At 67.8% G+C, this 24,940-nt stretch carries 24 protein-coding genes and 1 tRNA gene; 12 read left to right on the forward strand and 13 right to left on the reverse strand.

The window, feature by feature from the left end:
- The first annotated feature begins 30 nt into the window (after window positions 1-30).
- Entirely contained in the window at window positions 31-1,032 is a 1,002-nt protein-coding gene (locus tag CRYAR_RS01215; protein ID WP_211247211.1) for a glycosyltransferase family 4 protein, read from the forward strand.
- On the opposite strand, the gene CRYAR_RS01220 is transcribed toward CRYAR_RS01215, so the two are convergent.
- From CRYAR_RS01220 to CRYAR_RS50565, 4 genes are all read right to left on the reverse strand, one after another.
- The gene (locus CRYAR_RS01220) at window positions 1,025-2,494 is read right to left on the reverse strand and encodes a glycoside hydrolase family 130 protein (RefSeq protein ID WP_035847741.1); all 1,470 of its coding nucleotides are present in this window, start codon (window positions 2,492-2,494) and stop codon (window positions 1,025-1,027) included. The two genes, CRYAR_RS01215 and CRYAR_RS01220, sit on opposite strands and share 8 nt — an antisense overlap.
- Window positions 2,491-3,507, reverse strand: coding sequence for a hypothetical protein (locus CRYAR_RS01225; protein WP_035847743.1), 1,017 nt, complete (start codon window positions 3,505-3,507; stop codon window positions 2,491-2,493). The genes CRYAR_RS01220 and CRYAR_RS01225 overlap by 4 nt, the downstream gene beginning before the upstream one ends.
- Window positions 3,504-4,628 (reverse strand): glycosyltransferase, encoded by a 1,125-nt coding sequence (locus tag CRYAR_RS01230; RefSeq protein WP_035847745.1) that lies wholly within the window; start codon window positions 4,626-4,628, stop codon window positions 3,504-3,506. Before CRYAR_RS01230 ends, CRYAR_RS01225 begins: the two co-directional genes overlap by 4 nt.
- 267 nt (window positions 4,629-4,895) lie before the next feature.
- The gene (locus tag CRYAR_RS50565) at window positions 4,896-5,225 is read right to left on the reverse strand and encodes an RGCVC family protein (protein WP_211247213.1); all 330 of its coding nucleotides are present in this window, start codon (window positions 5,223-5,225) and stop codon (window positions 4,896-4,898) included.
- Between the two features lie 316 nt (window positions 5,226-5,541).
- Here CRYAR_RS50565 and CRYAR_RS01235 point away from each other — a divergent pair, with 316 nt between their 5' ends.
- Window positions 5,542-6,045 (forward strand): hypothetical protein, encoded by a 504-nt coding sequence (locus CRYAR_RS01235; RefSeq protein WP_211247214.1) that lies wholly within the window; start codon window positions 5,542-5,544, stop codon window positions 6,043-6,045.
- A gap of 45 nt (window positions 6,046-6,090) precedes the next feature.
- Here the strand turns inward: CRYAR_RS01235 and CRYAR_RS01240 are convergent, their stop codons facing one another.
- From CRYAR_RS01240 to CRYAR_RS01250, 3 genes are all read right to left on the reverse strand, one after another.
- Window positions 6,091-6,816, reverse strand: a complete 726-nt coding sequence (locus tag CRYAR_RS01240; protein ID WP_035847749.1) for a GAF and ANTAR domain-containing protein — start codon at window positions 6,814-6,816, stop codon at window positions 6,091-6,093.
- A 37-nt stretch (window positions 6,817-6,853) separates the two neighbouring features.
- Window positions 6,854-7,333 (reverse strand): GAF and ANTAR domain-containing protein, encoded by a 480-nt coding sequence (locus tag CRYAR_RS01245; RefSeq protein WP_211247215.1) that lies wholly within the window; start codon window positions 7,331-7,333, stop codon window positions 6,854-6,856.
- 188 nt (window positions 7,334-7,521) lie between these two features.
- The gene (locus tag CRYAR_RS01250; protein ID WP_035847752.1) at window positions 7,522-8,241 is read right to left on the reverse strand and encodes a GAF and ANTAR domain-containing protein; all 720 of its coding nucleotides are present in this window, start codon (window positions 8,239-8,241) and stop codon (window positions 7,522-7,524) included.
- A gap of 350 nt (window positions 8,242-8,591) precedes the next feature.
- Here CRYAR_RS01250 and CRYAR_RS01255 point away from each other — a divergent pair, with 350 nt between their 5' ends.
- From CRYAR_RS01255 to CRYAR_RS01265, 4 genes are all read left to right on the forward strand, one after another.
- Complete coding sequence (locus CRYAR_RS01255) at window positions 8,592-8,954, forward strand: HPF/RaiA family ribosome-associated protein (RefSeq protein ID WP_035847754.1); 363 nt, start codon at window positions 8,592-8,594, stop codon at window positions 8,952-8,954.
- A 209-nt stretch (window positions 8,955-9,163) separates the two neighbouring features.
- The gene (locus tag CRYAR_RS01260) at window positions 9,164-9,916 is read left to right on the forward strand and encodes a GAF and ANTAR domain-containing protein (protein ID WP_084699894.1); all 753 of its coding nucleotides are present in this window, start codon (window positions 9,164-9,166) and stop codon (window positions 9,914-9,916) included.
- A 1,084-nt stretch (window positions 9,917-11,000) separates the two neighbouring features.
- Entirely contained in the window at window positions 11,001-13,913 is a 2,913-nt protein-coding gene (fxsT, locus tag CRYAR_RS44830; RefSeq protein ID WP_157017224.1) for an FxSxx-COOH system tetratricopeptide repeat protein, read from the forward strand.
- 109 nt (window positions 13,914-14,022) lie between these two features.
- The gene (locus CRYAR_RS01265; protein ID WP_157017226.1) at window positions 14,023-15,069 is read left to right on the forward strand and encodes a site-specific integrase; all 1,047 of its coding nucleotides are present in this window, start codon (window positions 14,023-14,025) and stop codon (window positions 15,067-15,069) included.
- A 26-nt stretch (window positions 15,070-15,095) separates the two neighbouring features.
- Here the strand turns inward: CRYAR_RS01265 and CRYAR_RS01270 are convergent.
- Window positions 15,096-15,172, reverse strand: a tRNA-Pro gene (locus tag CRYAR_RS01270).
- 16 nt (window positions 15,173-15,188) lie between these two features.
- On the reverse strand, window positions 15,189-16,124 hold the full coding sequence (locus CRYAR_RS01275; RefSeq protein ID WP_035847758.1) for a metallophosphoesterase: 936 nt from the start codon (window positions 16,122-16,124) through the stop codon (window positions 15,189-15,191).
- A gap of 61 nt (window positions 16,125-16,185) precedes the next feature.
- Between CRYAR_RS01275 and CRYAR_RS01280 the strand changes: the two genes are divergently transcribed.
- On the forward strand, window positions 16,186-16,653 hold the full coding sequence (locus CRYAR_RS01280) for a GatB/YqeY domain-containing protein (protein WP_035847760.1): 468 nt from the start codon (window positions 16,186-16,188) through the stop codon (window positions 16,651-16,653).
- A gap of 38 nt (window positions 16,654-16,691) precedes the next feature.
- Here the strand turns inward: CRYAR_RS01280 and CRYAR_RS01285 are convergent, their stop codons facing one another.
- The gene (locus CRYAR_RS01285) at window positions 16,692-19,103 is read right to left on the reverse strand and encodes a penicillin-binding protein (protein ID WP_051569575.1); all 2,412 of its coding nucleotides are present in this window, start codon (window positions 19,101-19,103) and stop codon (window positions 16,692-16,694) included.
- A gap of 285 nt (window positions 19,104-19,388) precedes the next feature.
- Between CRYAR_RS01285 and CRYAR_RS44835 the strand changes: the two genes are divergently transcribed.
- Entirely contained in the window at window positions 19,389-19,679 is a 291-nt protein-coding gene (locus CRYAR_RS44835; RefSeq protein WP_084699898.1) for a WhiB family transcriptional regulator, read from the forward strand.
- Here CRYAR_RS44835 and bagB read toward each other — a convergent pair.
- Together bagB and bagA are read right to left on the reverse strand one after the other, a co-directional pair.
- Complete coding sequence (gene bagB / locus CRYAR_RS01290) at window positions 19,662-20,777, reverse strand: ArsA-related P-loop ATPase (RefSeq protein ID WP_035847762.1); 1,116 nt, start codon at window positions 20,775-20,777, stop codon at window positions 19,662-19,664. The two genes, CRYAR_RS44835 and bagB, sit on opposite strands and share 18 nt — an antisense overlap.
- On the reverse strand, window positions 20,771-21,742 hold the full coding sequence (gene bagA, locus CRYAR_RS01295; protein ID WP_035847764.1) for an ATPase BagA: 972 nt from the start codon (window positions 21,740-21,742) through the stop codon (window positions 20,771-20,773). The genes bagB and bagA overlap by 7 nt, the downstream gene beginning before the upstream one ends.
- 77 nt (window positions 21,743-21,819) lie before the next feature.
- Between bagA and sp36 the strand changes: the two genes are divergently transcribed.
- Both sp36 and CRYAR_RS01300 read left to right on the forward strand, forming a co-directional pair.
- Entirely contained in the window at window positions 21,820-21,972 is a 153-nt protein-coding gene (gene sp36, locus CRYAR_RS47890) for a Sp36 family protein (RefSeq protein WP_169744978.1), read from the forward strand.
- The gene (locus tag CRYAR_RS01300) at window positions 21,969-22,427 is read left to right on the forward strand and encodes a RidA family protein (protein WP_035847767.1); all 459 of its coding nucleotides are present in this window, start codon (window positions 21,969-21,971) and stop codon (window positions 22,425-22,427) included. The genes sp36 and CRYAR_RS01300 overlap by 4 nt, the downstream gene beginning before the upstream one ends.
- Window positions 22,428-22,434: 7 nt before the next feature.
- On the opposite strand, the gene CRYAR_RS47895 is transcribed toward CRYAR_RS01300, so the two are convergent.
- Entirely contained in the window at window positions 22,435-23,244 is an 810-nt protein-coding gene (locus tag CRYAR_RS47895) for a MerR family transcriptional regulator (RefSeq protein WP_342673824.1), read from the reverse strand.
- A gap of 54 nt (window positions 23,245-23,298) precedes the next feature.
- Here CRYAR_RS47895 and CRYAR_RS01310 point away from each other — a divergent pair, with 54 nt between their 5' ends.
- Together CRYAR_RS01310 and CRYAR_RS01315 are read left to right on the forward strand one after the other, a co-directional pair.
- Window positions 23,299-24,141 carry an NUDIX hydrolase gene (locus tag CRYAR_RS01310; protein ID WP_211247217.1) on the forward strand — a complete coding sequence of 281 codons (843 nt, stop codon included), beginning with the start codon at window positions 23,299-23,301 and terminating at the stop codon, window positions 24,139-24,141.
- Complete coding sequence (locus CRYAR_RS01315) at window positions 24,138-24,893, forward strand: MBL fold metallo-hydrolase (protein WP_035847769.1); 756 nt, start codon at window positions 24,138-24,140, stop codon at window positions 24,891-24,893. The genes CRYAR_RS01310 and CRYAR_RS01315 overlap by 4 nt, the downstream gene beginning before the upstream one ends.
- Window positions 24,894-24,940: the final 47 nt, after the last annotated feature.

The raw sequence follows: 24,940 nt of genomic DNA on the forward strand, positions 1-24,940 counted from the left end.
ATCGCATTTCGAGCGCAGAGAGGGGCGCCCGTGAAGGTCGCCATGCTGGCCCCCGTGGCCTGGCGTACTCCGCCAGAGCACTACGGGCCCTGGGAGTCGGTGACCAGCCTTCTCACCGAGGGGTTGGTCGCCCGCGGCGTGGACGTGACGCTGTTCGCGACGCTCGACTCCCGGACGTCCGCGCGGCTCGAGGGTGTGTGCCCCCATGGGTACGCCGAGGATCCGTCGATGGACGGCAGGATCTGGGAGGCCCTGCACGTCTCGCACGCGCTGGCCGCCTCGGAGCGCTTCGACCTGCTGCACAGTCATCTGGACTGGTTGCCCCTGGCGTTCGCCGCGCACGTCCGCGCTCCGCTGGTGACCACGGTCCACGGCTTCTCCGACCGGCGGATTCTCCCGGCCTACCAGCGGGCCGGTGCCGCCTACGTCGCGATCTCCGAGGCCGACCGTGCACCGGGGCTCGACTACGTCGCCACCGTCCATCACGGCGTCGATCTGGACGATCTCCCGTTCCGGCCGGACGCCGGCGAGCATCTGGTGGCGTTCGGACGCATCCATCCGGACAAAGGCACGGCCGAAGCCATCGCGATCGCCGCCGCGACCGGCCGGCGCTTGCTGATCTGCGGAATCGTCCAGGACGAGCAGTACTTCGCCGAACAGGTCGAGCCCCACGTCGACGGTGATCGAGTGACCTATCTCGGGTCCGTGGGACCAACTCGGCGCGCGGAGGTGCTCGGGTCCGCGGCGGTGCTGCTGCATCCGATCGCCTTCGCCGAGCCGTTCGGGCTGTCCGTGGTGGAGGCGATGTCGTGCGGGACGCCGGTGGTCGCCTACCCACGGGGATCGATGCCCGAGGTGGTGGACGTCGGAGTGACCGGATATCTGCCGCGTGATCGAGACGAGGCGATCACGGCGGTGACGGCGGCCGCCCGCCTCGACCGAGCCGCCGTCCGCACCAGGGCGGCCGAGCGATTCGGATCCGACCGGATGGTGGACGACTATCTCCGGGTCTACCAGCGGATCCTCAGTTGAGGGCTTCGAGAAGGTCGCCCAGCGGCGTCCATCCGACGCTGATCAGCGCGTCGCCGACTCCGTAGGGCAGCCAGAGGATCCCGTCGTGGACCAGGCCGCCGCAGGAGTAGACGACGTTCGGGACGTAACCCTCGCGCTGGTCCGCGGCCGGCTGGAGCAGAGGGCGTTCCAGCCGTCCGACGAGGCGGGTGGGATCGTCGAGGTCCAGCAGTATCGCGCCGATCGAGTAGGTGCGCATGGCCCCGACGCCATGGGTGAGCACCAACCAGCCACGTTCGGTCTCGATCGGTGGTCCGCAGTTGCCCACCTGGAGAATCTCCCAGGACGCCTGCGGGGGATGGATCAGTTGCGGGGTCTCCCAGCGATAGCCGTCGGCGGAACTGCTGACGCTGGTGCTCTCCCCGTCCGATCGGCACAGCGAGAAGTACCGTCCGCCGATCGTGCGAGGGAAGAGCGCCATCCCTTTGTTGCGTGCCGCCGGTCCGGAGAGCCGGTGGGCGCCGAACGAGCGGAGGTCCGGGCTGCGCAGGAGCCGTGGGGCGATCCGTTGGCCGTCGTAGGCGGTGTAGGTCGCCCGGTACTCGACGGTTCCGTCGGGCTCTTCGAAGCGGACGAACCGCGCGTCCTCCATCCCGTTGCTCTCATCGGCGGCAGCGGGCAGGAGGACCTGTTGCGCCAGCTCCACGCCGGCCTCGAAGCGCGTGTCGTAGGTGGAGGTGATCACCCGCCGCAACGCGTCGACGGTGGATCGTGCGCCGAGACGCGTGAGCAACTCTGGATGCACGTGTGCGAGCACCCGGTCCAGGTCGGAGACGGTGAACTCGGCCGGCAGCGCGGCGAGGACCGCGCTCGCCAACTCCTCCACGCTGTGCTCGTCGGCCAGTACCGACCGGAGGTGCTCGATCCGCCAACGACTCGGAGTCGTCGTGGCCCCTACCAAGGGACGGGCCCGGTCCTCGAAGGACCAGATCGGACCGGGCCCGGCGAGCGCGGAACAGAACCCGATGGACGAGAAATGTCCCTCGCCGATGGAACGGAGGCTGAGCGCGACCCGGACCTGTCCCGGCGCCGTGCCGCTCTGATCCGGAGCGAGGACCGCGCTCGGGTTGCACAGCGCCGCGCCCTCCACGGCGAACTCGGCGGTGAAGGCCGCGCCGAGCAGCAGAGTCCGATCGTCGCTCAGCTCGACGTCCCGACCGATGTGCGAGCGAACGACAGCGGCGTGTTCGACCAGCATCGCCCGGTATCCACGGTGCCGAGTGGAGTAATCGCTCAGCAGGTCAGCGGTGATCTGCTCGACCTCGTCGTCCGGAAGGGCCAGTACTCGGGTGACGACGGCACCGACCCGGGAACGCACCCGGGGCAACTCCTCGCCGGGGAGGAAGAGCCGGGCGACCACTCGGCTCGGATCCGGTCGGAGCCCGGCGTCGGTGCGGTGCAGAACGGGCGCGGTCACGTTCATCCCAGTACTCCGAGACGTTGAGCCTGCTGGGCCGTGGCGAGCACGGCAAGCGTCGACTCGGCGCCCTGGTTGAGATTACGTCCCCCCGGTTCCAACCCGTCGTATCCGCCGCCGGTGTGCGAGTCGAACATAGGCACGCCCGCGTCGTTGTCGCCGCGGAACCACGCCCAGGCCGCGCGGACGCCCTCGCGCCACTGCGGATCACCGGTGATCCCGTACGCCCGCGCACACGCGTCGGCCAGCGCCGCGACCTCGATCGGCTGCTGGTCGTAGCCCGGCCCGGCTTCCCCGGGGCCACGCCCGGTCGTGGGGGTGACCGACAGCCGGGCGTCATGGCTTTCGGCGTCCATCAGGAAGGTCAACAGCCGCAGGCCGGTGAGAACCGCCCGGGGCGCCGGAAGGGCGACCCCGCTGACCAGGAAGGCCTCGACCACGGCGCCGTTGGCGTAGCGCAGCCGGGGCTCCGGCCACGGCCACCCCGGCGACGGGTCGGCCGGCCCCAGGGTGTCGAGAGCGTCGTGCAGCAGGGCCCGAGCGGCCTCCTCCCGTGGATCCGCGATCAGGATCTCTCCGGCTCCGAGCGCGGCGAACGCCATGGCCCGCGCATGCGGTGAGCGTTGCTGCGCGGCGACCCGGAACCCGTCCAGCGCGCGCTTTCGAGCCTCGTTCGAGGGCGCGTGGGTGGCTGCCGCGCCCAGTCCCCACAACGCGCGCCCCCACCAGTCGCCCAGGCCTGGCTCGTCACGCCATTCGCGGTCGGTCGCCATCCGGTTGTGACACCGGCCGTCCGGCGCCAGCGCGGCGAGGGTGAAGCCGAGATAGATCGTCAGGAGCCGGTCGCTCAGGAACGACGTCTCCGGGAATCGACAGAGCACGGCCAGTCCCCGCGCGACGTCGTCGAGGCAGTATCCGTGCTCTCGCCGAGGGGCCGTGAGCAACGCGTGCTCGAACAGGCCCGCGTCGTCGGTCATGTCGGCGAGGTGGGACAGCGGGAGCCGCGACCCGCGGTTCATCCGATCAGGCTGCTCGGCAGCAGGGTCTCGGCCACCAGCCGTCGGTAACGTGTGGCCACGGTCGGCCAGTGCAGAGTCGGTGCGGTGCGGGCAGCGGCCTCGCGCATCCGGCTCGCTGCGGCGCCCTGCGTGAGGACGACGCGTAGCGCGGCGGCGATGGCGACGGAATCGCGGTGCGGGACGACTTGGCCGGCGCCTGTGGACAGGAGTTCCACCGCATGGGGGAACGGCGTCGCGACCACTGGCAGGAACGCGGCGACGGCCTCGGTCAGTACCCCGGACGTGATCTGGTCGGGGGAGTCGTAGGGCAAGAGGACGACCTCCGCGGAGGTGATCAGCCGGCTCAGCGACGCCGTGTCGTGGTAGCGACTGTCGAAGTGGACGTACTCCTTCAGCCCATTCCGGCGGACTCGGGCTTCCAGCCGGTCCCGGTATGCCTCTCCCTCGTGCGCGAGCACCTTCGGGTGGGTCTGACCGGCGACGAGGTACAACGGCGGTTGATCGAGGTCGCGTAGTTCCCGCATGGCGTCGATGCCCCACTCGATGCCTTTGCCCGGGCCGAGCAGGCCCCAGGTCAGAATGATCGGCCGACCAGGACGCGGGCCCGTCGGCACCGGGCCGACCTGGTGGGCGCCATGGGGGATGACGTGCAGCTTGCTCGGTGGTATCTGGTACTGGGACGCCAGCCGGTCCCGGGCCGCGTCGGTCAACAGCACGACGGTCTCCGACCGATCCAGAACGGACTGCAGAACCCACTGTTGCCGCCAGGTCGGGGTGATGGGCACCGTGTGCAGCACGAGTATGCGTGGCACCCGGATCGCGTCCAGCAAGGCGAGCACCTCTTCGCCGTCCGGACCTCCGTAGATGCCGTACTCGTGCTGGACGATCGTCACGTCGGTGAGGTTGATCTCGCCGGCCGCGCGCCGCAGGCTGGCCGGATCACCGGCGACCAGGTCGGCGACCACTTCGGACGGCGAGTCGTCCCGAGGTTCGTCCGTCAACCGGATGACGCGGTGCTCGGCGTCGTCGGCGGGAATCGCAGCACGCAGCGAGGCGGTGAACGTCGCCAAACCGCACTGGGTCGGGGGATAGGTGCTGACAAAGCTGTATCGGACGGTCACGCATGGCCCCTTGATGGAGACTGACCCGGCCGTCCGTCATCCGGCGCGGAGAGGCCTGCAGCAGCCGACCGGGCGGCGTGTGCGGCATGCGCGCCACGCAAAGGCGGCGGGTTGATCGGTCGCGGAGGCTCGAAGCAGGGCGGGCGGAGTCTGGGCCCGCAAAACTTTGACGACGGAAGCAGAGCATCACGTCGAGCTGAGGGGACGATAACACCAAGTCACGGTGCCGTCCGCCCCGTCAGGCGGCGCCTCGCGCCGCCGGTCCGGTCAGGTGCAGATGCAGCCGCGGGTCAGGGCGGTCGCCAGCGTGGCCGCACAGTAACGACGAGAGATGGGATCGTGCGATCCGGTCTCGTGCGGGCAGACGTCGCAGGTGCGAGGGGCGTTCTCCGCCTCGCTGGACGGAGCTCCGCGGTCTTCGACAGCAGTCATCGGACTCGACATCAAATACTCCAAAGCTGCATTGCAGCAGTCCGAACAATTCGTTCGTACCAAGTGGAAATCGGGCGTAAAATTGTCGGTTGAATTGAACGGCCGGGTGCCGCGGGCCCGCGCTCCAGCGCCGCCGAAACTCTCCGTGAACGGCGTATTGCCCATTATCTCTCGATCCTACACCGCGCGAAGTGGAAGTGCCGTTCGCGAGCACAGGACAAAGATCGCCGGCAGCGAGGGATTACCCCGGCAGGTTCGGGGTATTTGTCGAGCGTCCACCGTGCGGATATATCAACGGTGGCGGAAACCCAATTTCTCCGCCCGGGCGGCACCCGCTCTGCAGCAGCAGAGCCGATCCCGCACGCCCGGCTCCAGGCCGGCACGCACGGCTGTCTAAGAAAGGGTTCTGATGGAATCCCGCAACACAGTGATCCGATCAATGCATGACGTCGGTTTGGCCAGTTGGTTCGGTGGCTCCTTGATGGGAGCGATCGGCGTCAACGGCGCCGCGAACGAAGTCGGGGACGAGAAGGACCGGGTCAGGGTCGCCGCAGCCGGTTGGGCCCGCTGGTCCCCGATAGCGGCGGCCTCGATCGGCACGCACCTGGTCGGTGGTCTCGGACTGGTCGTCGCGAATCGCGGACGAGTCGCGGGCCAGGCCGGCGTCACCGCCAACACGGTTGCCAAGACCGCGATCACCGTCGCAGCCGTAGCCGCGACCGTTTACAGCGGCGTACTCGGAGCCCGAGTGGCGACCGCGGGGAAGGTACCGGCGGAAGGAAGCGTCGTCCCGGGTGAGCAGACCCCCGAGGACGTCGCCGCGACGCAGCGCCAACTGCGTGTCGTCCAGTGGGTGATTCCCGCGTTGACCGGTGTGCTCGTCGTCCTCGGAGCGCAGCAGGGTGAGCAGCAGAAGCCGAACCAGCGGCTGATCGGGGCGGCGAAGCGGTCCGCGCGGACCGCGCGTCGGCTGGCCAACCGGTAGTTCTTACCGCGACCGGCGTGGACGGGCCTCCCGGTGAGGCGCCGTTCAAGCCAGGCCGGGAACGCTGCTCCGGTCGGAGATCACGGCGTGGGCGACATCGGTGAGTCGCCTATTGTTGTTGCGGGCGTAGGCACGAATCCGGACGAAGGCGTCGTCAACGCTGATCTGATGAATTTGCGCGATCGCGCCCTTCGCTTGCTCGATGACGACGCGAGTATTGAGCGCACTCTGGAGTTGCTCGGTGAGGACCTCGCCGCGGTGGATCGCACGTTCCTGTAGCAGTGAGATCGCGGCGACGTCGGCGAGCGCCTGCACGATCGGAACGTCCTTCCGGTCGAAGTTGCCCTCGCTGGTGTCGCTGAACACGTTCAGCGCCCCGATGGTCTGGCTGCGCAGCCGCAGCGGGAACGCGTGGACGGACCGGAATCCGAGGGCCGAGGCCTGGGGAGCGAACCGCGGCCACCGCGACGCGGCTTCGCCCAGATCGACGTTGACCACCGGCCTGCCCGTGCGATAGGCCTCCTGGCAGGGGCCTTCCCTGTTTTGTAGCTGGAAGAGCTCGAGAAGTTTGGCTTTCTCGTCCGAACCGGCTATGAATTCCAGGTTGCCGTTCTTGTTGGCGAGGACCAGCCCCACCGCGGCCGCGCCGACGAGGTCAGCAGTCCGGCCGGTGAGCATGTGCAGGAACTCGAGCAGGTCGAATTGCTCGGTCAGGGTGTCGGCGAACTCGACGAATACCGACGCGAGCCGCTCGGCGGAAACGGTCGTCATATCTGCCTCCCGGCTTCTGAGCGTGGATTTTCTGGTGTTACGAACGGTCCTGACCGAAACTCAGGCGACCGGCGACGATATCGCGGGCGATGTCGCTCAAACTGCGGCTCTCGGCGTAGGCGCACGCGCGCATTCGGACCATGGCCTCACTGATTGTGCCGCCGATCTGCACCATCACCATCCCCTGAGCCTGGAAGAGTTCCGCCCGGTTCGACCGCGTCGGCGACGTCAAGGCGTCGGTGAGCTGCTCATCGGACAATTCCCCCTTCTGATCGCGGAAGACATCAAAAACACCGAGCCGGGCTCCGCCGATCTGCAGGGGAAACGCGAACACCGCCCGGACACCGTGGTCGTCCACGGCGGGCGTGTACATCGGCCAGCGGGCGGTGGCGTGCGTGGCGAGGTCGGCCATGAGAACCGGGCGGCGGCTCTCGAAGGCATCGATGCACGGGCCTTCCCCCAGGACGAACTGCGACTCCTCGATCAGCTCGCTCCGCGGGTCGGAGGCGGCGCACACCCCCGGACGTCATCCGGAGTGAATACGCTCATACCGGTGCCCGACGCCGCGAGCGCCTCCGCGGCTGCACGGCAGATGCGCAGCAAGCGCCCACCCGTACCTGGCCAGGACGGTCGCGCATCGATGAGACCGCTGACGACGCTTTCCCGGTCAGTCACATACCGACGCGCGGGACGGTGAATCCGGTGTCAGCCGGCGTCCGGTCTCCTGGCCCGGCGCACGGCCTCCGCGACCAGCGTCCGGGCCACCTCCGCCAGCTTGACGTGTTGGGCCTGGCTCATCGTGCGCAGCTGATCGAAAGCTTCCTCCGGCGTCGCGCCGGTGCGGCTCATGAGAATCCCCCGCGCCTGATCGATGACCGCGCGGCTGGTCAACGCCTCACCGAGCTGGGTAGCCAACTGCTGTGACCGGGCCAGCACCTGGGCGTTGTGGCCCGACACCGCTGCCGGCCGGGCGAACAACTCGCCGATCCGCTCGGCGTCGGGCCCGAAGGCGTCCTTCTCGTGCGCGTAGACGTTCAGCGCGCCGATCACCCGGTCGGGCAGCAGCAACGGCAACGACAGGACGCTGTGCACCCCCATCCGCCCCGCTCGTGGGCCGAACCGCGGCCACCGACGCTCCCCGCCCAGCGATCCCGACAGCTGTGTCTGCCGGGTCGCCACGGCGAGCAGGCAGGGGCCTTCGGCCAGCCCGTACTGCACGTCGTCGACCACGCGGACGAATTCCGCGCTGGCCACCACGGTCTGCGGTCGGTCGTCGTCGAGCATCGTCAGACCGGCGCCTTCCGCTCCGGGAATCGCCTGCACCGCGAACTGCGCGATGTGGGTCAGCGTCTCCGGTAGGGCCCGGTGTCCGGTCAGCAGACCGGCGAGACCCGTCAGGCCGGTCGCCAGGCTCTTGTCGTCCACAGTCGCTGCCTCCGACACCGGAACCGCCGACGGAGATCGACGTACCGCGAACGGTAGACCAGACCGCGGGCCACGGGGCTCCCCGCACAACGGCTGAACACGCCACCTCGGTGTAGTTTGACGATGCTGAGCCATCAGCCGACCCGGACCGGGATCGCCGCGAATCATCGCCGCGCCCCGGGAGCGCTATCACTCACGCGGGGACACCGGTGACTTCCGTTCGGAGACACCCCGCTGCCGATGCCGGCCTGCGCGCGCACGATCTGGTCAGAACCCTCGCATGGTTCAGAGCGCCGTGCATTGCCTATCCCTGTACGAAGGAACCGGCCGCCCACGAAAGAGGGAGATCAATGCAGATTCTGCTCAACACGGACAAGCACGTCCACGTGGACAACGCGATGCGGGAGCAGATCGAAGCCGAGGTCGCGTCCGTGCTCGCGCGGTTCAGCGAGCGGCTCACCCGTGTGGAGATCCATGTGAGCGACGAGAACGCCGCGAAATCCGGTGGCACCGACAAACGCTGCCTGCTGGAGGCGCGCCCCGCCGGGCAGCCGTCGGTCACGGTCACTCATGACGCGGCGTCGGTCGACGAAGCCTGTACAGGTGCTCTGCACAAACTCGCGACTCTGCTCGAGTCGAAGTACGGGCGGTGGGACAACCGCAAAGGCGGACAGTCCATCCGGCATCTGCCGGTCGCAGAAGGACTGAACTGACGATCGGCTTCGCCCGCGAGATCGAGGGACAGCGCTGACCCCTGGCCAGGGCTACTGTGAAGGTAGTTCCCCAGGGATCCGGACCGTAGCGTCCGGGACCTGCGTCCGCAGGTCAGCCGTCGCGCCTCTCGATCTCTCGGGGCAGTACCACTGTGATCGTTCCCGCGCGGTGACACCAGCCGGGCGGAGCGTCACAGGAAGCCGTTCACATGCAAGACAGACCCGCCGACGCAGTGGAGAACCTCACTGTGTCGGCCGATATCAGGACCCCGGCGCAAGCGTTCGCTGAACTAGGCCGCATCCCGATCACCGAGCCCCCGCTTCACGACCTTCTGCTGAAGATCGCCGTGCTCGCCCGCCGGACCATCGCGGCCGCGACGGAAGTGTCCGTCACCGTGGTCGCGCGCAACCAAGCGACCACTGTTGCCCATGCCGGCGACCGGGCGTTGGCCCTCGATCAGGGCCAATACCGGGCGGGCTACGGGCCGTGCCTGGATGCCGCCCGCAGCGGGCAGGTCGTGGTCGTCACCGACATGGCCAACGAGAAGCGCTGGCCCGCCTATACCCCCAGCGCCCACGAGCAGGGAGCACGCAGCTCACTGTCGATACCGCTGCCCGTGCAGCACCACACCGTCGGTGGCCTGAACCTCTACGCCACCAGCCTCGACGCTTTCGACGAACGCGCCGTCGAACTAGCCCTCGCGTTCGCCGGCTACGCCGCCGTGGCTCTCGCGAACGCCTACCGCCACACGGCCACCGCGCAGCTCATCGAAGACATGCGCGCGGCCATGCACTCCCGCGCGGTCATCGAACAAGCCAAAGGCATCCTCATCGCCCGACACGGCGGGACGCTGGAAGCAGCCCTCGGGCAGCTGACCCTCACCTCCCAATACGCCGACCGCACCTTGTGCGACACCGCCGAGGACCTGGTCCTGCACGCCCAGCTACCGCCTGCACCCTGACGTCCGGTGCCGCGCGCCCGTTGACCGGAGGCTCCGGGCCGGGCGCCGTCGACGGTCAGTCGGGAGATCCGCCGTAACCGTCACGTGTACAGCCCAGGGCATCAGGACGTCGATTCCATGACCGCGCGGCCCGATCGCCCAGTGAGTTCTGCCGGCGGCGGTCCGAGGCGGATGGGCTCTGCCGACTACACCACGGACAGTGAGGGCAGGATCCCGGTCGTGGCACCCCGGCGGAGACGCCGTGGGAGCTGCCGCCGACAGCGTTCGGGAGGCCGGCGACTCCCCACCAGGACAGCCGCCTCGACATGGCCTCCGGGTCCGGGTGCGCAGACGTCCACGTGCCGTGTGCTCCCAGCCCGAAGACCACGTCGAAGAGGGCGCCACGGCGACGAGTAGGTCTTCCTGCGTGCCCGCGGCGGACATCACCCGCGTTCGCACTTCAGCGAGCGAACACGCGACCCGCGGCCAACGGCCGCAGCAATCGGCCTCGGATGCCGGTACTGGTCGTCCGCAACCCGCCGTACCCCATGGCCCCCATGTCCGGCGGACGATCCGACGGCACAGCCGCACGTGCCGCAGAGGAGACTCGACCACCGGCGGACGCTGCGCTCGCCTCCTGGCTGCCGGTCAGGCCCGGGCTGCGCTCGAACAGAGGTCGCGGTCAGCTAGAGCAGCGCCGTCCCGATGCTCGACACGCTCCTGTAAACAGCGTCGATCCCAAAAACGGAAAAGCCGGACCTCTAGGAGGAGATCCGGCTTGCCGTTGTGGCTGGTCGGGGTGGCGGGATTCGAACCCACGGCCTCTTCGTCCCGAACGGGGCCGGCGGTCGCCTCATTCGCTGGCTGGACGTGTTATGGCTGGTGGACGGATGTGGACAGCTGTGAATGAACGAGTCTGGCCGACGCTGACCGCTGCTGCTCGCTCCCAGTTCACTCCTAACCTCGGTCGGCGTGAGTGCCTCCGTCGATCCGCCCTTAAGGCGATCGTTCGCTGGGCTGGCGATCCGAATAGCCGGTCAAACGTTCGGACTATTGAGGTGTCACCGGTAGCGGTCAGTAGCGGTGTACGACCAGACTGGTGTGCATGGGTGGGGTGAATGCTGTGGGCGGGGCAAGTCATCAGTCGAGTGTGTTCGTTTCCTACACGGCAGCGGATCGGAAGTGGGCGGAGTGGATCGCCTGGGCGATCGAGGCTGATGAGGCCTTGGAGACCCGAGCCTATTTGCAGGACTGGGACTCCGTGCCAGGCACCGCCTGGGTGGAGTGGGTCGATCAGGTGGTGCGTGAGTGCGACCAGTTGGTGGCCGTGTGCTCGCCTTCATACCCGGGCTCCTCAGCCGTAGGAACGGCGGAGTGGCAGGCGGTGTGGGCGCGGGACCCGTCTGGGAGCGATAGGCGGGTGGTGCCCGTCGTGGTGCAGCCATGCGACCTCAAGGGCTTGCTGGCGGGTCGAAGCTGGATCAACCTGGCTGGCCTGGATGTCGAAGAAGCGCGGACACAGCTTGTTGATGGCCTGCGGGCAGCACGGGACGGAAGGGCGAAACCACACAGTGAGCCGGCCTACCCGGGTACGGGCGCGGCCACCGGGCGGAGTATCGGCGTCGAACAACCGGACTTCCCGGGCGCGCTTCCAGGGGTGTTCAACGTCAGGCGAGCGAATCCCCGGTTTACCGGACGAGAAGGCCTACTTGATCGCTTGCATAAGGAGTTGTCCACCGTAGGACGGGTGACGGTGGCTGCGGTTCGTGGCTTGGGTGGGGTGGGCAAGACCGAGACAGCGGTCGAGTACTGCCATCGTCAATCATCTGCGTTTGATGTGGTGTGGTGGATCGATGCGGAGGATCCGACCGCGATCCCTGGCCAACTCGCGGAATTGGGTGCTGCCCTGGGTTTGCCCGAAGCAACAGCTGGCGATCCGCTTAACACAGCTGCTGCGGTAAAAGCGACATTGGGACGTCGGGATCGCTGGCTGTTGGTCTTCGACAATGCCGAGGATCCGTATCTGATAGAGAACTGGGTTCCCTCATCTGGCACCGGACAAGTGCTGGTGACGACGCGGCGGAGCGGATTCCGATCGCTTGGGACGGTACTGGAAATCGCAGTTTGGGACCGCGCCGAATCAATTACGTTCCTTGTGGATCGGTGCCCGCACACAGACATGGGCAGCGCAGATCGGCTTGCTCATGAACTTGGCGATCTACCTCTGGGTCTAGAACAGGCAGCGGCCTACATGGACACGGAGGACATTGGCGCTGACCGCTACCTAACTCTTTGGGAAAGCGCATCTACCCGGCTACTTGGCAAAGGTCGAGTGCGAGGACATGCGCACACAGTGGCCACAGTCTGGCAACTCTCGGTAGAGCGTATCGCCAGTGTCAATCCAGCGGCCCTACAGCTATTCCGGACTTGCTCACTGCTTGCCGCGCAGCCAATACCGCTGGAGCTTTTTACCGCGGCGGACGCCGAATGGGCCGGTGCGCTTTCTGAAATTGTCCAAAATCCGGTGGAGTTTAACGATGCCGTCGGTGCCCTAGCTTCGTATTCTTTGGTAGCACGCGAAATAGACACCGTGCGGTTGCATCGACTTGTGGCGGCCACTACCCGCGAGAAACTGGATTCAGCGGACCTGCGTCGGGTTCACGATGACCTACTACAGGTGTTGCGGCGTATCGCTCCGCAGCAAGTGCGATCCAATCCTAATGTGTGGCACTGGTGGCGCCTGTTCCTGCCCCACGTACTGGCTGCAGTAATGCCCGTGCTAGCCGAGGAGAATCCCGACAGGGATTCAGGCCCGGTAATGAACTCCCGAGTGGGTGCTGGGTTTCATTTGGGAAATCTGGCTGGCGCGTATCTGTTCGCCGTAGGGCAGAGTGCCGAATCAATATGGGTTAGCCAGCAAATTCTTACAAGCTCTGAGAAGAAGCTGGGAAATTCGGACAGGATCACCTTGGGTGCGCGTAACAATCTAGCTAGTGCATACCAGGCCGCAGGAAGAGTTGCTGATGCTATCCAACTACTTGAACAGGTTTCAACCGAGACGGTGCAGCTTCTGGGCGCGGACGATCCAGGTACCCTTACAGCCAGGAACAATCTAGCCGCAGCGTATCAATCGGCTGGTTGGATAGCTGATTCGGTAAGGCTGCTTGAGCAGGTCCTAGAGAGTCGCAGGCGAGTTCTAGGGGATCTGCACCCCGAAACGCTTCGTACGTCAAACAATCTTGCCCATGCTTATATGGAGGCGAATCAGCCCCGTAAAACGATCGCGATTCTAGAACCGATACTCTCGATGGCCCGGAATGCTCTCCCCCGCGACCACCCGGATATATTGATTTACCGAGACAATCTCGCAGCTGCATATCTGGCGATCAAACGCCCAGCCGAGTCTATTGAAATGTTCCAGGAGGTGCTCGAAGATAAAATCCGAGTTCTCGGCCGCGAGCATCCGGACACTTTTAATACGCGCAACAACCTCGCCCATGCATATAAGGCAGCCGGATTGTTTCCGGAGGCCGCCGAGATGTTCAGACTTCTACTTGCCGACCAACTGCGCGTGCTTGGTGACGAACATCCGCAGACGCTAATGGCGCGGAATAATCTCGCTGGTGTTTACCAGGACGAAGGTAAGTGGAACGATGCTGTAGTTCTGCTTGAACAGGTGGTAGATGAGCAGAGCCGGCTACTGGGTGAGCACCACCCGCATACCTTGGTCTTCCAAAGCAACTTGGGTGGCGCGTATCAAAGAGCCAGGCGATTTGATGACGCAATTCGAACATTCGAGTATGTTCTCTCGGCGCGCCAAGGGCTGCTCGGTGAGCGACACCCAAAGGTATTTCAAGCGCGGCGTAATTTGGCCGTTGCGTATCAGGCCGCTGGGAGGGTTGATGTCGCTACGACCTTATTCCAGCAGATTCTTTTTGACTGCGAGCGAAACTTCGGCATTCTTCATCCGCTAACGCGCAGGGTTCGCGAGGATTTGGCTGGCGTCCCGGACGTCTAACGAGCCAAAATTTCGGCGCCGTTCCTTCGTACGGCGTTGGCGTCGCGTCCGCGGACCGGGCCGAAGGCCCGCATGCCGCGGTCGCACGGGCGTCAGCCAAGGCAGTATCTTGTCGGACGCGATCCCGCGGCACCTCCAGGTCAATCCGGCGGCCCGGAAGCGGGGTAACGGGCGGAAGGGTGTTCGAAGGATTCAGCGGATCGAGCACGCGGAGAAAGCCTGGTCGACTCCGCTTCAGGCACTTCTGGTCGCCGAGCGGGCAGCCGTGCTCACTGGCAATCAGACCGAGTTCGTCATGCTGCTGACGATCGCTTACACGGGGATGCGGTGGAGCGAGGCGCTAGCGATTGCCCCCGGTGCGGTCCGTAAGGAAGAACTCGACATCCATTGGAAGCTGTACGAGCTCGGCGGCCGGTTCTACCGGGGCTATCCCAAGGACGGCTCGAAGCGAACCGTCGACATCCCGCCGTTTCTCCGGCAGCTGCTCGCTAACTACCTGGGCCAGGGGCGGAAACTCCGATGCCCGTGCGTCGAGCGGGAGGGCGACGACAGAGACGACATCCCCTGGTGCCACGGCGACGAGTACGTCTTTCTGGGCGCTCGGGGCGGGCATCACCAGCGCTCGCACTTCAGCGAGCGGATCATGCGACCCGCGGCCGATGGTTGGTATACCGGCCGCAGCAATCGGCCCCGGATGCCGGTGCTGGTTGATCTCAATCAGCCGTACCCGGGCGCGATCCTGCCCCCGTGGCCGGCGAACGATCCGGCGGCACCGCCGCACGTGCCGCAGAGGAGACGAGGACTTCGTCAACCGCCGGCGGACGCTGCGCTCGCCTCCTGGCTGCCGGTGCTGAACGGGCTCACTCCGCACGGCCTCAGGCACGGCCACAAGACGTGGATGGACGAAGCCAAGATCCACCGCTCGCTCTCCACGGACCGGATGGGCCACGAGGTCCCGGGCATGGATGGCATCTACGGCCACATCACCCCAGGCATGCGGCGGGAGTTACTGAGCGTGCTGGAGGACCTGTGGACCACCGCGCTCCAACAGAGGGCCGCGATCAGCCGGAGCAGCGCCGTCCCGATGCTCGACGCGCTCCTGAAAAACAGCGCCGCTCCCAACTCGCTCCCAGAAACGGAAAAGCCGGACCTCTGAAAAGAGATCCGGCTTGCCGTTGTGGCTGGTCGGGGTGGCGGGATTCGAACCCACGGCCTCTTCGTCCCGAACGAAGCGCGCTACCAAGCTGCGCCACACCCCGGCGGCACGGGCAAATACTAGCTGACTCCTGCGGCCTCCTGCGCACGGGTATCGCGTGCGCCGTGCTCGGGGCGGGGAACCAGGGTGAGCAGGCTCACCTCGGGCGGGCAGGCGAACCGGATCGGTGCGTACGGGGAAGTGCCCATACCAGCGGAAACGTGGATCCAGGTGTCGCCGTTCCAGCGGTGGGCTCCGCGAGCCAGATCACGTTCGATGCCGCAGTTGGTGACGAGCGCTCCGTAGCCGGGGACGCGGAGCTGGCCGCCGTGGGTGTGGCCGGCCAGGACCAGGTCGTAGCCGTCGGCGGCGAACTGGTCGAGTACCCGGGGCTCGGGGGCGTGCACGAGACCCAGGTGGAGGTCGGCGCCCGGGTCCAACGAGCCGGCGATCGCGGGGTAGTCGTCGAGCTTCAGGTGCGGGTCGTCGACGCCGCCTAGTTCGAGCAGCTGGCCGCCGGCCACGACCGTGGCTTTCGCGTTGGTGAGGTCGGCCCAGCCGGCCTCGGCCAGGGCGTCGCGGAGGTCCGTCCACGGCAGCGACGGGCCGTGCACACGCTTGTGGTTGCGCAGGAAGTACTTGAACGGGTTCTTCGGGACCGGCCCGTAGTAGTCGTTCGAGCCGAACACGAACGCGCCCGGGCGGCGCAGCAGCGGGCCGAGCGCGTCGAGCACGGCCGGCACGGCGTCGGGGGACGACAAATTGTCACCGGTGAGCGCGACGAAGTCGGGGTCGAGCGCTTCCAGGCTGCGGACCCAGGTCTGCTTGCTGTGCTGGCCGGCCAGCATGTGCAGATCCGAGATGTGCAGGACACGGAGCGGCTCGGCGTCCTGAGCGAGCACCGGCACGTCGAACCGGCGGAGCGTCCAGTGCCGGCGTTCGTAGGCCGACGCGTACAGCAGCGTCGCCGCACCCGCGCCGACGACACCCAGAGACAGACGGGTACCCCACTTCATGTCCGGGAGCGTACCCGCAGACGCCCGAAATCCTTCCCGCCCCGGGAGTAGCGTCGTACTCATGAGCACTACTGCGGGCGGCCTGAAGAACCGCCTCACGACCGATCTCACGACCGCGATGAAGGCGAAGGACGAAATCGTCACTTCGACCATCCGGATGGCTCTCACCGCCATCCGCAACGAGGAAGTGGCCGGGAAGGCCGCTCGTGAGCTCTCTGAGGACGAAGTGCTTCGGGTGCTTACCCGGGAAGCCAAGAAGCGCGTGGAGGCCGCTGAGGCCTTTGCGTCGGGCGGACGGGGCGATCGTGCGGAGCGCGAGCGGGCCGAGGGCGAGGTCCTCAACCGGTACCTGCCGGCTCAGCTGAGCGACGAGGAACTCGCCACCGTCGTCGCGGGCGCGCTCGCCGAGGCCGGCGTCAGCGACGTCAAGCAGATGGGCAAGGCCATGAAGGCGGTCCAGACCGCCGTGGCCGGCCGGGCCCAGGGCGGCCGGGTGGCGGCCGAGGTGAAGCGCCAACTTTCCGACTGAACACCCGAACGGGGGCCCCGAGAGGGCCCCCGTTCACGTCAGTTGTTCTGGCACATCGGCAGGTCGGGGTTGGCGGCACAGATCTGGTCGCGGATCCCGTCGCCGGGGTCCTGCCCGTCTTCCGGCTTGTCCGGCTCGGGCGCCTGCCCGTTGCTCACCGTGATCGTGACGACGCCGCCCTTGGTGCTGCTGCTGCCACCGGCCGGGTCGGTGCGGGCGACCCGACCCTCACCCTGGTCGGAGTTCTCCCGGGTGGGGGAGACCCGCACCTCGAAGCCGGCCGACCGGAGCTTGCTGGTCGCGGCGTCGACCGAGTCGCCAGTGGTGAACGGCACGGTCACCCGGACGCCGAACGCCAACTTGTTCGTCGGCGCCACGAAGTTCTTCACCGGCAGTTTCTGGAGCGCGGTGTTCAGCGCTTCGCGCGTGGCGTCGATCGGGATCTGCGTGTTCGGGACCTGGTCGCTGTACTTGTCGGGGTTCGCGAGGAAGCCCGCCGCGGAGAGGTTCGGCGTGAAGCCGACGAACCAGGCCGCGTTGTTGTCGTCGGTGGTACCGGTCTTGCCGGCCACCGGCCGGTCGATCTCCCGGCTGATGCTGGCCGCGGTGCGCACGCCGCCCGCGTGCGTGCAGTTGAGGCCGACCATCGAGTTGTCGCCGACCGGGCACCGCGCCATGTCGGCGGCCGCGTCGGCCACCTCCTGCGGAATCGTCTGCTTGCAGGTGGGGTTGGCCAGTTCGGTCAGCTGCTTACCGTCCTGGTCGGCGATCGACTTGAGCGGCAGCGGGGCGCAGTACTTGCCGCGCGCGGCGATCGTCGCGTAGGCCGTCGCCATGTCCAGCGGCGACACCTGGGCGGTGCCCAGCGTGAACGAACCCCAGGCGGTCGGGTCGGTCTGCGCCGCCTTCTTGTTGTCGACGTCGACGCTGGCCCGGAATTCGACTCCGGCCTTCTCGGCCGCGTCGACCGCCGACTTGACCGACACCTGCTCCTCCAACGGGATGAAGTAGGTGTTGGCCGACTCGCCGAAGGCGCTCGACATCGTCTGCAGGCCCTGCATCTGTTTGGACGCGTTCTTCGGGCAGTACTTGTTGCCGCCGGTCTTGCAGGAGCCGGTGTACTGCGACGTGTACCGGTCCGGTGCGTAGATCGAGTGGCTCAGCGGGATGTTCTTCTCCAGCGCCGCCACCGCGGTGAACATCTTGAACGTCGAACCGGCCTGGTAGCCCGGCGACACCTGCGAACCGGACAGCAGCGGGTTCGTCGTGTACGGGTAGGTCTTGCCACCCGGGTTCTTCTTGATGCCGAACTTGCGGTTGATCGCCATGGCCTTCACCCGGCCGGTGCCCGGCTCGACCATGACGATGCCGGTCGCGAACCGGTTGTCGGCGCCCATCCGCTGATCGATCTGCTTCTGCGCGCCGTTCTGCATCCGGACGTCGAGCGAGGAGACGATCTTGTAGCCGCCCTTGTTGAGGTTCTCCTCGCGCTCGGTGCGGGTCTTGCCGAACGCCGGGTTCGACTTCCACCAGTCGAGGAACCAGCCGCAGAAGAAGCCGAAGTTGGTGTTGCCGTTCTCGCACCGGCCCGACGACGCCTTCGGCTTGAGGCCCAACGGGGCCTTCTTCGCCGCGTCGGCCTCCGCCTGGGTGACGTACTTCAGCTTCACCATCTGGTTGAGGACGTACTCGCGGCGGTCGAGCGCCGCCTTGGTGCCGTTCTGCTTGTTGACCGGGTTGTACTGGGTCGGGTTCTGCGCCATCCCGGCGATCATCGCGGCCTCGGGCAGCGTCAGCTGCGACGGCGGCTTGCTGAAGTACGCCTGGGACGCGGCGTAGATGCCGTAGCCCTGGTTACCGAAGAAGTTGATGTTCAGGTAGTTCTCCAGGATCTGGTCCTTGGAGAGCTCCTTCTCGAGCGCGATCGCGTAGCGGATCTCACGCAGCTTCCGGCCCGCCGTGTCCTCGGTGGCCAGCTTCTTCTCCGCGTCGTTCTGCGCGCCGTACTTCAGGATCCACCGCACGTACTGCTGGGTCAGCGTCGAAGCGCCCTGGGTGGTCTCGCCGTTGCTCTGGTTCTTCACGAACGCGCGGACGATGCCTCGGGCGTCCACGCCCTGGTGCTCGTAGAAGCGGTTGTCCTCGGCCGCCACGACGGCCTGCCGCATGACCGGCGCGATGTCGGCCAGCTTGACGTTGCGGCGGTTCTCTTCGAAGAACCGGGCGATCTCCGTCTTGCCGTCGCTCGCGAGCAGCGTCGAGATCTGCGGCACCGGCGGAATCTTGAGCTCGGCCGGAAGATCGCTGAACGAGTCCGAGGCGGACTTAGCGGTTAAACCGGACACGCCGACTGCTGGGAAGGCGGCAGCGGCGATCACGACGCCGGCGAGGATTCCGCAGAGCACCAGTGAGACGACGTTGGCGACCGTGCGGTCCTGAGGCAACTTCACGGCGCCCAGAGTACGCAGCGATACCCAGAATCCTCGGCCGCGTGGTTACTCGTGAGTTGGTGTGACGGGAGGCACCGCGCCTGAGCTGCACAGCTTCCACTGTTCGGAGGAGGGCTACTGTCCATTAGTGCTGTTAAAAGATCACCCGTATGGCCGCTGCCAACCAACGCTGTCGCTTTCTTACCGTCCTGGGGCAGGCATGCCGGACCGACACGGCGTCGCCCACACGGAGATGCGTGCCTGACGAGCCTTGCCGGGACGGCGTGACGCTGAAGGGGGCCGGAGATGACGATGATCGCTGACTGGGCTGGACGTGCGGCCTGTCGTGCCAGCGATCCGGACTCGCTCTTCGTCCAAGGTGCGGCTCAAAACCGCGCCAAGACGGTCTGCATGGGTTGTCCGGTTCGGACTGAATGTTTGGCTGACGCGCTCGACAACCGCGTCGAGTTCGGTGTTTGGGGTGGTATGACCGAGCGTGAGCGCCGGGCGTTGTTACGTCGTCGCCCTGACGTGACTTCGTGGTGGAAACTGCTCGAAGCTGCACGCAAAGCGCACGAACTACAGCCCACCGGTTAGGGCCGCACCGACTCGACGCAGGCCGTCGAGGTCGTGCACGTCCTCGGCCTCGGCGGGAACCTCGACGACCGGGACGTCGGGGTGCGCGGTGGTGAACCCCGCCGCGATCCTCCGTTCCCGCTCCACCAGCCGGGAGAGCCCGGCGTGCATCCGTAGCACCTCGGCCGTGACCGAGTCCCCGAGCTTCTCCGCGGCGGCCAGCGAGGCGGCCGCCGAGAGATTCGGCACCTCGGTGGCGTGAACGCGGTTGAGCACCAGGCCGGCCAGCGGCATCCCTTCGCCGGTGAGCCGGTCGGCGAAGTACGACGCCTCCCGGACCGCGTCGGGCTCGGGGGCCGCTACCACGACGAACGCCGTGCCGGGCGTCTTCAGCAGGTCGTAGGTGCGCTGGGCGCGCTCCCGGAAGCCGCCGAACATCGAGTCGAGCGCGGACACGAACGTCGAGACGTCGTCCAGCAGCTGGGTGCCGAGAACCTTCGTGATGACGCGGCTGAACAGCGAGAACGTCCCCGACATCACCTTCAGCACGCCGCGCCCGCCGGTCTTGGCCGGCGCCAGCAGCAGCTTGAGCAGCCGTCCGTCCAGGAACCGGGCCAGGTTCTGGGGCGCGTCCAGGAAATCCAGGGCCGAACGGCTCGGCGGCGTGTCGACGATGATCAGGTCCCACTCGTCGGCGGCGCGGAGCTGGCTCAGCTTCTCCATCGCCATGTACTCCTGCGTGCCGGAGAACGACGACGACATCGCCTGGTAGAACGGGTTCGCGAAAATCTCCTCGGCCCGGTCGGGGTCGGTGTGCGCGAGCACGACTTCGTCGAACGTGCGTTTCATGTCGAGCATCATCGCGTGCAGCTCGCCGCCGTTGTCCCCGGCGTTCTTCACGCGTCGCGGCACGTTGTCGAGCTCGGAGAGCCCCATCGACTGCGCCAGCCGGCGCGCCGGGTCGATCGTCAGCACGACCGTGCGCCGGCCGGCCTCGGCGGCGCTGAGCCCCAGCGCGGCCGCGGTCGTGGTCTTGCCGACTCCACCGGAGCCGCAGCAGACGATGATGCGTGTCGCCGGGTCGGTCAGCAGCGTCTCGACGTCAAAAACGGTCACGATGCGCGCACCCCCGCTTTCCGCAGCACATCCGCCAGCTCGTACAGGCCGTCGGTGTCCATTCCCTCGGGCACGAACGGCAGGTCCACCACCGGACGACCGAGCTCGGTCAGTTCGCCCCGCAGACGCTGTTCCAGGCTCGCGCGGCGCACGTGGTCGGCGACCTCGTCGGCCAGACCCTTCACGGTCGCCCGGTCGGCGGGCAGCCCGGCCGCCGCCAGGCCCCGCTTCAGCTCGGCCTGGGTCACCTTCGCGTCGGCCAGCGACGTGCCCCGCACCGCGTTGACGAGCACGGCGCCGATCGGCAGCCCGATGCCGGCGAGTTCGGTGACCGCGTCGGCGGTCTCCTGCACCGGCATCTCCTCCAGCAGCGTGACGACGTGCACAGCGGTCATCGGCGAGCGGAGCACCGCCATCACGCCGTCGGACTGCGTCTTGATCGGCCCGACCTTCGCCAGCCCGGCGACCTCGGCGTTGACGTTCAGGAACCGCCCGACCCGGCCGGTCGGCGGAGCGTCCATCACCACCGCGTCGTAGACGCGTCGACCGCGGTCGGCCCTGGTCACGGCCTCCTTGACCTTCCCGGTCAGCAGGACGTCGCGCATGCCCGGTGCGATCGTCGTCGCGAAGTCGATGGCGCCGAGCTTCTTCAACACCCGCCCGGCGCGGCCGAGTTTGTAGAACATCTCCAGGTAGTCCAGGAGCGCTTCCTCGGCGTCGACGGCCAGCGCGCGCACCTCGCCACCTTCGGGTGCCACCGCGACCGGTCGCTCGGCGTAGGGCAGCGGGTCCAGGCCGAACATCGGTGCGATGCCCTGCCTGCCCTCCACCTCGACGAGCAGCGTGCGGCGGCCACCGGCGGCCAGGGCCAGGGCGAGCGCCGCGGCGACCGTCGTCTTCCCGGTTCCGCCCTTTCCGGTGACTATGTGCAGCCGCGCCTGGGGGAACGCGATCAAGTCCTCGGGCACATTACGAGCGTAACCACGCAACCGACCAAGTCGCCTGTCGACGCCGGTCGCGAAAGCGCCCCCAGTAGGGTGCGGCCATGACGAAGTGGGAGTACGTAACGGTTCCGCTGCTCGTGCACGCCACGAAGCAAATCCTGGACAACTGGGGTGAAGACGGCTGGGAACTGGTCGCCGTGGTGCCCGGCCCGAACGCCGAACAGCTCGTCGCGTACCTGAAGCGCCCGAAGTGAGCAAGATCGCGGAAAGGCTCGCCGAGCTGGGTCTGACGCTGCCCACCGTGCCGGCTCCGGTGGCCGCCTACGTCCCGGCGGTGCGCACGGGTTCGTACGTCTACACGTCCGGGCAGCTGCCGATCGTCGAGGGCAAGCTCGGCGTCACCGGGCTGGTGGGCGGCGAGGTCTCCGCGGAGACGGGGTACGACCTGGCCCGCATCGCCGGGCTCAACGCGCTCGCCGCGGTCGCGTCGGTCGCCGATCTGGACGACGTCGTGCGCGTCGTGAAGGCCGTGGGCTTCGTCGCGTCGGCGCCGGGCTTCACCGGTCAGCCGGGCGTCGTCAACGGTGCCAGCGAGCTGTTCGGTGCCGTCTTCGGCGACGCCGGGAAGCACGCTCGCAGTGCGGTCGGCGTGGCGGTGCTGCCGCTGAACGCGCCCGTCGAGGTGGAGCTGATCGTCGAGGTCCGCTGAGCCCGGGCTAGGGGGCGTCGGAGGGTATCCCGACGACGCCCCGCACCACCCGGCTGAGCTGCACCTCGAACGTGGCCGTGACCAGCGCCGTCGCCACTGCCGACATGCCGGCGTAGTGCTCGATCCGGCCGTTTCCGGCCGGGCGCTGGGCGAAGATGCGGTTGAACGAGTCCAGGATCTCCCGGGAGAGGTCGAACGCGGCCCGGGCCACCTGCAGCTGCAGGCGGGTGATCTCGGTCGACGGCATCCCCATCTCGCGGGCCCGCCTGCCGACCGCGACCAGCACCGGGTGCGTGCCGTGCCAGTTGCCGTCGGGACCGCGGGTGACCAGCCCGTAGGACTGCAGCGCCTCCCACGCCCCGGGCTGCGCGTGGAGGTCGGCGACGCCCTCCGGCTCCACCTGCAGTTCGGGGTCGGAGTCGTCGGTGAGCGTCGGGAAACGCATCGCGAGGCCCTCCGCGTGCCAGGCGAGCGCGAGCTCCGGGGCGTTGTGACCGGTCTGCAGCAGGGCCCGGATCGCGGCGAGCGAAAAACCGGCCTTCTGTAATCGCTGGATCAGCGCGACCCGGTCGATGTGCGAGTGGTCGTAGACGCTGCGGCGCCCGACCCGGCGCGGCGGATGGAGCAACCGGCGCGACTGGTGGGCTCGAACCAACCGGACCGTCACCCCACAGTGCTCCGCGAGCTGTTCGACGCTCAGTTCGTCGGGCAGTGTCCGGTTTTGAGCGGGCAGCTCGGAGATTGGGGTGGTGCCAGACTCTCCGTGTTCTCCGCGGTGGCGCCCCGTCACAGCTGGCACCGTACTCCAAGATGGCACCCCGGATCGCCGACAGCAGGTCGACGACCGCCCTCGACAACTTACGATGCCTTCATGGTTTCCGGAGTGCGCGACGCTGCCACCACCGTCCTTCTCCGGGACGCTCCCGGTGGCCTGGAGGCGTATCTCATGGTCCGGTCGACGCGGCTGTCCGCGTTCGCCGGGCTGACCGTTTTCCCGGGGGGCTCGGTCGACCCCGGAGACCACGTCGCGGACGAGCTCTGGCGTGGCCCCGACCCCGCCCGGTGGCCGCTCTCCGCCGACCCCGGCCTGTCCAGGGCACTCGTCACCGCCGCCGTGCGTGAGACGTTCGAGGAGATCGGCGTGCTGCTGGCCGAGGGCGCGTCGTTCCCGTCCGCGGACGAACTCCAGCGCGACCGTGCCGCGCTGGAGGACCACCGGGTCACGCTGCCCGAGCTGCTCACGGCACGCGGTCTGGTGATCCGCACGGACCTGATCCGGCCGTGGACGCACTGGATCACCCCGGAGGCCGAGAAACGCCGCTTCGACACCCGCTTCTTCGTCGCGGGCCTGCCGGCCGGGCAGGACGCGCAGCAGCCGTCCGGGGAGGCCACCCGGGGATTCTGGCAGTCGCCGGCCGGGGCGCTCGCCGCCGTCGAGCGGGGCGAGTTCGGCATGCTGCCTCCGACCGCGTCGACGCTGCTGGGGCTGGTCGAGTTCGGCACGCTCGCGGACGTCTTCGCCGCCGCCGAGAACCGGACGATCCGGCCCATCCGGCCGGTCTACCGCGGCGACGCGGAAGGCCCACGGCTGACGCTGCCGCCCGAGTCGCTCGAGTTGCTGCCGCCGGGCGTCACACCGGAGTTCATCGCGGGACTGATGTCCGGGATCGCTCGCCACGGGCGCCCGCCCGCGACCGAAAAGGGGTCGGCGTGACCCTGCCCGACTGGGTTCCGAGCTGGGCGACGCTGGTCCGCGCCGACAACCCCTCACCGATGACGCTCGAGGGCACCAACACCTGGGTGCTGCGTGCGGCGGGCTCGACCGGTTGTGTGGTCATCGACCCGGGGCCGCTGCTCGAGCCACACCTGGAGAAGGTGGCCGGCTACGGCCCGGTAGTGGCCACGCTTCTCACGCACGGCCACCCCGACCACGCCGAGGGGGCCGCCCGCTTCGCCGAGATGACCGGTTCGGACGTGCTCGCGCTGGATCCGCGGCACGGTCAGCCGCTCGTCCCGGACGGTGAGCCGCTGGAAGTCGCCGGCCTGAGTCTCCGGACGTTCGGCACGCCGGGGCACACGGCGGACTCGGTGTCGTTCGTGATCGACGACGAGGCGGTGCTCACCGGCGACACCATCCTGGGCCGGGGTACGACGGTCGTCGCCTGGCCGGACGGCATCCTCGGCGACTACCTCACCAGCCTCGAGCGGCTACGCGGGCTCGGGAACATTCCGGTGCTGCCCGGCCACGGGCCCGTGCTGCCCGACGCCCAGGCGGTCGCCGCGTACTACCTCGAGCACCGCGCCCAGCGGCTCGCCCAGGTCGAGGCCGCGGTGACCGCCGGCGCGTCGACACCGATGCAGGTCGTCGAGGCCGTCTACGCCGACGTCGACCGCTCCGTCTGGCCGGCGGCCGAGCTGTCGGTGCGGGCCCAGCTCGACTACCTGCGGGCGACTGGCCGACCATGACCTGTCCGGCCCTACCGACGGCACCGCCGCCTCCGACTGGTCACCGA

The organism is Cryptosporangium arvum DSM 44712, from assembly GCF_000585375.1.
GTDB classification, from domain to species: Bacteria; Actinomycetota; Actinomycetes; order Mycobacteriales; family Cryptosporangiaceae; genus Cryptosporangium; species Cryptosporangium arvum.

Coding starts and splice junctions, on each gene's coding strand:
- CRYAR_RS50565 (WP_211247213.1), bottom strand. CDS start 5,225: ATGGGCAATACGCCGTTCACGGAGAGTTTCGGCGGCGCTGGAGCGCGG.
- CRYAR_RS01240 (WP_035847749.1), bottom strand. CDS start 6,816: ATGACGACCGTTTCCGCCGAGCGGCTCGCGTCGGTATTCGTCGAGTTC.
- CRYAR_RS44835 (WP_084699898.1), top strand. CDS start 19,389: ATGACGATGATCGCTGACTGGGCTGGACGTGCGGCCTGTCGTGCCAGC.
- CRYAR_RS01225 (WP_035847743.1), bottom strand. CDS start 3,507: ATGAACCGCGGGTCGCGGCTCCCGCTGTCCCACCTCGCCGACATGACC.
- sp36 (WP_169744978.1), top strand. CDS start 21,820: ATGACGAAGTGGGAGTACGTAACGGTTCCGCTGCTCGTGCACGCCACG.
- CRYAR_RS01275 (WP_035847758.1), bottom strand. CDS start 16,124: ATGAAGTGGGGTACCCGTCTGTCTCTGGGTGTCGTCGGCGCGGGTGCG.
- CRYAR_RS01235 (WP_211247214.1), top strand. CDS start 5,542: ATGGGAGCGATCGGCGTCAACGGCGCCGCGAACGAAGTCGGGGACGAG.
- fxsT (WP_157017224.1), top strand. CDS start 11,001: ATGGGTGGGGTGAATGCTGTGGGCGGGGCAAGTCATCAGTCGAGTGTG.
- CRYAR_RS01260 (WP_084699894.1), top strand. CDS start 9,164: ATGCAAGACAGACCCGCCGACGCAGTGGAGAACCTCACTGTGTCGGCC.
- CRYAR_RS01310 (WP_211247217.1), top strand. CDS start 23,299: ATGGTTTCCGGAGTGCGCGACGCTGCCACCACCGTCCTTCTCCGGGAC.
- CRYAR_RS01280 (WP_035847760.1), top strand. CDS start 16,186: ATGAGCACTACTGCGGGCGGCCTGAAGAACCGCCTCACGACCGATCTC.
- CRYAR_RS01255 (WP_035847754.1), top strand. CDS start 8,592: ATGCAGATTCTGCTCAACACGGACAAGCACGTCCACGTGGACAACGCG.
- CRYAR_RS01220 (WP_035847741.1), bottom strand. CDS start 2,494: ATGAACGTGACCGCGCCCGTTCTGCACCGCACCGACGCCGGGCTCCGA.